Below are 5,718 nucleotides of genomic sequence, written 5' to 3'. Positions count from 1 at the left end.
TCTTGTAGCCGGACTCGGCGAAGAACTCCTTGTCGATGCCTTCGGCGTCGAAGCCGGTCATCGGGCCGGCGGACAGGCCTGCGGCGCGCACGCCGAGGATGAAGTAGCCGACCTGGAGCAGCGCGTTGAGCTTTGCGGCGTCGAAGCGGTGCGGTTGGTCCTTGAAGGCCGCCTGGGCGCCTGCGAAGTGCGGGAACACGGTGGGAAAGTGCTCGTGGAACTCCGGGTCGTAGGCGAGGATCGCGACGAGCGGTGCGGTGGCCGTCTTGGCCTTGTTGCCCTCCATCAGGTGGCTGACCAGACGCTCGCGGGCCTCCGGCGTGCGCACCATGGTTATGCGCAGCGGCTGCATGTTCATCGAGGTCGGCGCGTACTTGACCAGGTCGTAGATCGCCGCGATCTGGTCGTCGTCGACCGGCTCGTCCGTGAACGTGTTCGCCGTGCGCGCCTCGCGGAAGAGCAGGTCTTGGGCGTTCTTGTCCAGTTCCAGGACGTCGTGCAGCTCGGTCATCGGGTTCAACTCTCCAGTGGGTCGGGGGCGTTCGTCCGCCACAACGAAGTTGAACTTTAAACTATTCCGGGGTCGGTCAAACACCCGGGGCTAGCCGAGCATGTTGCCGGACCCGGCGCGGGCCAGTGCGCGCGATGCGCCGGCCACGATCGCGATGCCGAAGGCCCAGCCGAGGTACGGCATCACCATCGCCACCACGGCCGCGAAGCCGTGCGACTGGAACGAGTCCGCCTGGCCGAAGTGCACGATCGGCACGAACAGATCCGCAGTGTACAGCGCGGGATAGTAGACGACGTGATCACCGGGATGGATCTGGGTGGGGCGCTGGAAGATGAAGAAGACGATCGCCGCGAGCTGGATCACGGTGCTGAAGAACACCGCGCGCAGCGGCCGGTAGCCGTAGCCGACCAGCGTGCCGAACAGCACGCTGACGAAACGGTCCAGACGCCGCGCGCCGACGCGGCGGATGCGCTCCTTCTCGATGAGGATGGCGCGCGCGTCTTCCTCGTGTCCCAGCGCCCGGTAATAGGCCGCCATGAACTCGTACGGCTGCGCCCGGTACCCGTCGCGTTGACGGCGTAGCAACGCTATGCGCTCCTTGCCGGGGAGGTACGGATCGAACGCGCTATACGTCAGGCCGTCGATCAGGACTTCGGCGGGCCACGTGTCGGCGCCGCCGTCCCGGATGGTCGCCACGGTCGCGTGGTAGAGCGTGAGCGGGCCGCACTCTTTCGCCATGCCGAGCAGATCCAGGTGGCCGCCGACCCGGCAGCCGATCAGGCGCACCTCGCCGGCCGCGTGGAAGCCGTGTGTGAGATACAGGCCGCGGGACACCTGCATGCCACCGCAGTGCAGCGCGGGTTTCTTGTTGATCGTGGCGAGCTTTGCGTTGCGGAACGTCAGCACCCCGCCGAAGGTCGCGCCCACGAGCGAGACGGTGCCCTTTGCCGTGAAACCGTCGTAGAAGAAGCCGTCGCCGCGTACCGTCAGCCCTTCGCCTTCGAGCGCGGTCGCCGCCACATCGCTGATGTGCGTGCCCGTGAGCAGCGCCATCCCGTCGATGGTGGTGCCCGGCATCCGCAACTGGCCATGGACCTGTGCGTAGCCGAACAGGAGGCTCCGGCCGACCTGCGCTCCGCCCAGATTCACCGCCACCTTGCCGGGGTGGTGCACTTTGCTGCGCACGAGGTCGAGTACCGCGCCGATCTGCGCGCCGATCAGGCAGAGCGGCCCGTCGCAGTGCAGTTGGCGGGCGGACAGGTCGGTGTCCACCGCGAGCTCGTCGAGATGCAGCGCGAAGTCCGGGCCGCCGTTGACGTGCACGTCGTCCAGCTTCAGCGAGCCGCGTACGTGCGCACCCTCCGCCATGATCCGCCCGGTGTGCGAGCCGGTCAGGTCGATCGACTTGGTCACCGCCTCGTCGAGGCGCAGCGTGTCCTCGATGCGGCAGCGCCGCAGGGTCAGCGGCACGTCGATCTGCCCGTGCCGCAGCTCGATCTGGCCGACGACGCGGGCGCCGATGATGCGGACCCCGGCCGTACGCCCTGGTACCGGTTTGCACGCGCCGAGTGCCAGCGCCGCGATCACGGACGAGCGGATCGTGCGCGACTCGTCCCATTCGGCCGAGCGCGCGGGGTCGTCGAGCTCGGGATCACCCGACAGGTACTCGACCGTCTCGCCGTAGGGGAACGCCCGCCACAGCCGCAGTTCGGCCCGTGTCAGCTCCGGCAACCACCCGGGTATCTCGGACTCGGAACCGGCCACCTGGACCCCCGCCTCGTTCTCCACGCGGATATGGTCCCGCATCCGCCGCCGCACGGTGACAGAACCCTGCCCGCAGCCGGGCGCGGGCGGCCGAGCTGGAGTTCGTACGCTGCTATACTTGGTACGTCCACGCAGCTTGACGACGAGCGCCACTCTGCCGGGCGAAACCGGATTTCGCCACGGGGGGTCCGCCGTGTATGGTTTTCCTCGCTCGCCCCAATAGCTCAGTCGGCAGAGCGTCTCCATGGTAAGGAGAAGGTCTACGGTTCGATTCCGTATTGGGGCTCTGGTCGGCGGCCCGCCCGTGACGTCTTGTTCCGCGAGCGTCGCACGGCGGGCCTTCGCCGATCACGGCGGTGTAGCTCAGTTGGCAGAGCAAGCGGCTCATAATCGCTGTGTCACCGGTTCAAGTCCGGTCACCGCTACCGATAACCGACGCGCGGGCGTCCGAGGCATCCTCGTCGATCAGGTAACCTTGGGTGGTTCGCTTATCAGCCTGTCAGTTCGCTAGTAGGAGTCGCTCCCGTGGCCGCTACAGACGTCCGCCCGAAGATCACGCTGGCCTGCGTGGAGTGCAAGGAGCGGAACTACATCACGAAGAAGAACCGGCGCAACGACCCGGACCGGCTTGAGCTCAAGAAGTTCTGCCCGCGCTGCGGCAAGCACACCTCGCACCGCGAGACCCGGTAGTCCGCGCCGCGCCGAACCCCGGAAGCCGCCCGCCCTGTGCCGTGCCAGCCACGCCGCGCAGTGCGGAGCGGCTTCTCGACGTGTACGACTCGACGTATACGAGCAGCACGATCACACGATGGAGTTAGTTAGGGGCCGGGGCCATGCCGCTGGATCAGTCGTTCGTCGGCCGCACGTATCCGCCGACCGAAACGTACGAGGTGGCGCGGGTGAAGATCCGCGAGTTCGCCGAGGCGGTCGGCGATCTGCACCCGGCCTACCTCGATCCCGAGGCGGCCAAGGCGCTCGGCCATCCCGACGTGATCGCCCCGCCCACCTTCTCGATCGTGATATCGATGCCGGCGGTGAACCGGGTGGTCGACGACCCGGCGCTCGGCCTCGACTGGTCCCGGGTCGTGCATGGCGACCAGAGTTTCTCCCACACGCGGCCGATGCGCGCGGGGGATCACATACAGTGCTCGGTCCGCGTCGAGTCGATCAGGAGCATGGCCGGCAATGACATGATCACGCTCGCGTGCGAGCTGAGCACGGTCGAGGGCGAGCCGGTCTGCACGAGTCGTGCGATGCTCGTGGCACGAGCCGAGAAGGCCGGTGACGTGGCCGTCGGCAGCCACAGCGCCGACAACCGGGCGGGAGAGTCCTGATGCCGCGTTACGAGGATCTGGCGGTCGGCGAGCAACTGCCGTCGCAGACCTTCCCGGTGTGTCGAGGCGACCTGATCCACTACGCCGGGGCGTCCGGGGACTTCAACGAGATCCACTGGAACGAGCGCATCGCGGTCCAGGTCGGCCTGCCCAACGTGATCGCACATGGCATGTTCACCATGGCTCAGGCGATCCGGATAGTCACCGACTGGGTCGGCGATCCGGCCGCGGTCGTCGAGTACGGCGTGCGGTTCACCAAGCCCGTCGTCGTGCCGGACGACGGCGTCGGCGCGAGCGTCGAGTATTCCGGCAAGGTCGGCGCGCTGCTCGGTGACAACAAGGTGCGGGTGGATCTGACCGCGGTCAGCGCGGGGCGGAAGGTGCTCGGCCGGGCTGTCGCCGTCGTTCGGGTGCCATGACCGGCGGATTCGAGCACGCCGTCGGGCTTGCGCCGTACACCACGCTGCGGCTCGGCGGGCCGGCCGACCACTTCTTCACCGCGGACAGCGACGCGGACCTGGTCGCCGCCGTCCGTGACGTCGAAGGGCACGGCGATCCGCTGCTCGTCCTCGGCGGCGGCTCCAACCTCGTGATCGCTGACGACGGCTTTCGCGGCACGGTGATCCGGATCGCGACGACCGGCGTGACGATCCGCGATGGTCTGGTCTCGGTCGCGGCCGGCGTGCCTTGGGACGACGTCGTCGCGCAGACCGTCGACGAAGGGCTCTCGGGCATCGAATGCCTCTCAGGCATTCCCGGCCTCGCGGGCGCGACGCCGATTCAGAACGTCGGTGCCTACGGCCAGGACGTGAGTGAGACCGTCGTCATGGTCGACGCGTATGACCGCGTAACGAAGAGCATGACGCTGCTGGACAATGCGGATTGCGGGTTCACCTACCGGCACAGCGTGTTCAAGGGCACTGTGTTCGAAGGCCCTGTGCACGACGGAACCGGTCGGTACATCGTGACGTGCGTGCACTTCCAGCTCACGGACGCTGGCGGGCTCTCCGCGCCGCTGCGGTACAAGGACCTCGCGGGCGCGCTCGGCCTTCCGATCGGGGAGCGCGCGCCGCTGAAGGCGGTACGTGAGGCGGTACTGGACCAGCGGCGGCGACGTGGCATGGTGCTCGATCCCGCCGACCACGACACGTGGAGCGCGGGCTCGTTCTTCACCAACCCGGTGTTGGCGCCAGACGACTTCGCTGCTCTGGAAGGGCGCTGTGCGGTGTTGGTGAAGAACGGGCCGCCGCCGCGCTTTCCCGAGTCGGACGGACGGATCAAGACCTCGGCCGCTTGGCTCATCGAACACGCCGGATTCACCAAGGGCTACGGCTCCGGACCCGCCACCTTGTCCACGAAGCACACTCTCGCTCTCACCAACCGGGGCGGCGCGACCACGGGTGACCTGCTGCGATTGGCCGCTGAGGTCCGTGATGGCGTCGCCGAGCGCTTCGGAGTCAGGCTGGTCCCCGAACCGGTTCTGGTGGGAGGCTTGACTTGATAGTTAGCAGTCACTAATTTTAACCGTGACGGGCCGAGCGTGATGGAGGAGGTGGGTCTGGTGAGTCCCCGGATGTCGGCCGAGCAGCGGCGCGAACAGGTGATCAAGGAAGCGATCATCGTCTTCGCGCGGTCCGGCTACGAGGGCGCGACCACGGCGGCGATCGCCGCGCGGGTCGGGGTCTCGCAGCCGTACCTCTTCCGCCTGTTCCCGACGAAGAAGGACCTGTTCCTCGCGGCCAGCGAGCGGAACATGGACGACACGCTGAACCTGTTGCGCGAGTCGGCCGGTGGCAAGACCGGCGTCGACGCGCTCGAAGCGATGGGCGACGCGTACCAGGAGAAGCTGATCACCAACCGTGACTGGCTGCTCATGCAGCTCCAGACGTTCGCGGCCTGCTATGACGAGGACATCCAGCGGCAGACGCGCATCAGCATGCTGGGCCTCTGGGAAGAGGTGGAGAACCTGTCCGGGATGCCGATCGGGGACCGGGTCATCTTCTTCGCCAAGGGCATGTTCTGCAACGTGATCGCAGCCGCCGGCCAGATCGACGGCGAGGATCCGCAGTGGACGCCGATCATCGACGCGCTGCGCTCGCACGACAAGCC

The 5,718-nt window shown here is 67.5% G+C and carries 7 protein-coding genes and 2 tRNA genes; 7 read left to right on the top strand and 2 right to left on the bottom strand.

Going from position 1 to position 5,718, the window contains the following annotated elements:
- A partial coding sequence (locus tag VGS97_RS08620) for a malonic semialdehyde reductase (RefSeq protein WP_326852745.1) occupies positions 1-511 on the bottom strand: 511 nt, incomplete at its 3' end.
- Between the two features lie 90 nt (positions 512-601).
- Positions 602-2,299: a hypothetical protein gene (locus VGS97_RS08615; RefSeq protein ID WP_326852743.1), complete on the bottom strand. Its 1,698-nt coding sequence runs from the start codon at positions 2,297-2,299 to the stop codon at positions 602-604.
- Between the two features lie 189 nt (positions 2,300-2,488).
- Between VGS97_RS08615 and VGS97_RS08610 the strand changes: the two genes are divergently transcribed.
- The 7 genes from VGS97_RS08610 to VGS97_RS08580 form a co-directional block, all read left to right on the top strand.
- A tRNA-Thr gene (locus tag VGS97_RS08610) sits at positions 2,489-2,561 on the top strand.
- A gap of 66 nt (positions 2,562-2,627) precedes the next feature.
- Positions 2,628-2,700: transfer RNA gene (locus VGS97_RS08605), tRNA-Met, on the top strand.
- 100 nt (positions 2,701-2,800) lie between these two features.
- A complete protein-coding gene (gene rpmG / locus VGS97_RS08600; RefSeq protein WP_326852742.1) occupies positions 2,801-2,965 on the top strand; it encodes a 50S ribosomal protein L33 in 165 nt (54 codons plus the stop codon).
- A gap of 143 nt (positions 2,966-3,108) precedes the next feature.
- Positions 3,109-3,609, top strand: coding sequence for a MaoC family dehydratase N-terminal domain-containing protein (locus VGS97_RS08595; protein ID WP_326852741.1), 501 nt, complete (start codon positions 3,109-3,111; stop codon positions 3,607-3,609).
- The gene (locus VGS97_RS08590) at positions 3,609-4,028 is read left to right on the top strand and encodes a MaoC/PaaZ C-terminal domain-containing protein (RefSeq protein WP_326852740.1); all 420 of its coding nucleotides are present in this window, start codon (positions 3,609-3,611) and stop codon (positions 4,026-4,028) included. Before VGS97_RS08595 ends, VGS97_RS08590 begins: the two co-directional genes overlap by 1 nt.
- A complete protein-coding gene (locus VGS97_RS08585) occupies positions 4,025-5,110 on the top strand; it encodes a UDP-N-acetylmuramate dehydrogenase (RefSeq protein WP_326852739.1) in 1,086 nt (361 codons plus the stop codon). The genes VGS97_RS08590 and VGS97_RS08585 overlap by 4 nt, the downstream gene beginning before the upstream one ends.
- Before the next feature lie 60 nt (positions 5,111-5,170).
- The coding region (locus VGS97_RS08580; protein ID WP_326852738.1) for a TetR/AcrR family transcriptional regulator at positions 5,171-5,718 on the top strand (548 nt) is incomplete at its 3' end.

This window comes from Actinocrinis sp. (assembly GCF_035946395.1).
GTDB lineage: Bacteria > Actinomycetota > Actinomycetes > Streptomycetales > Catenulisporaceae > Actinocrinis.
The sequence above is the reverse complement of the archived record's forward strand: the minus strand, read 5'-3'. Positions and strand labels throughout refer to the sequence as shown.

Excerpts from the sequence above, each read along its gene's own strand:
- VGS97_RS08595 (WP_326852741.1), top strand. The coding sequence starts at position 3,109 with ATGCCGCTGGATCAGTCGTTCGTCGGCCGCACGTATCCGCCGACCGAA.
- VGS97_RS08590 (WP_326852740.1), top strand. The coding sequence starts at position 3,609 with ATGCCGCGTTACGAGGATCTGGCGGTCGGCGAGCAACTGCCGTCGCAG.
- VGS97_RS08585 (WP_326852739.1), top strand. The coding sequence starts at position 4,025 with ATGACCGGCGGATTCGAGCACGCCGTCGGGCTTGCGCCGTACACCACG.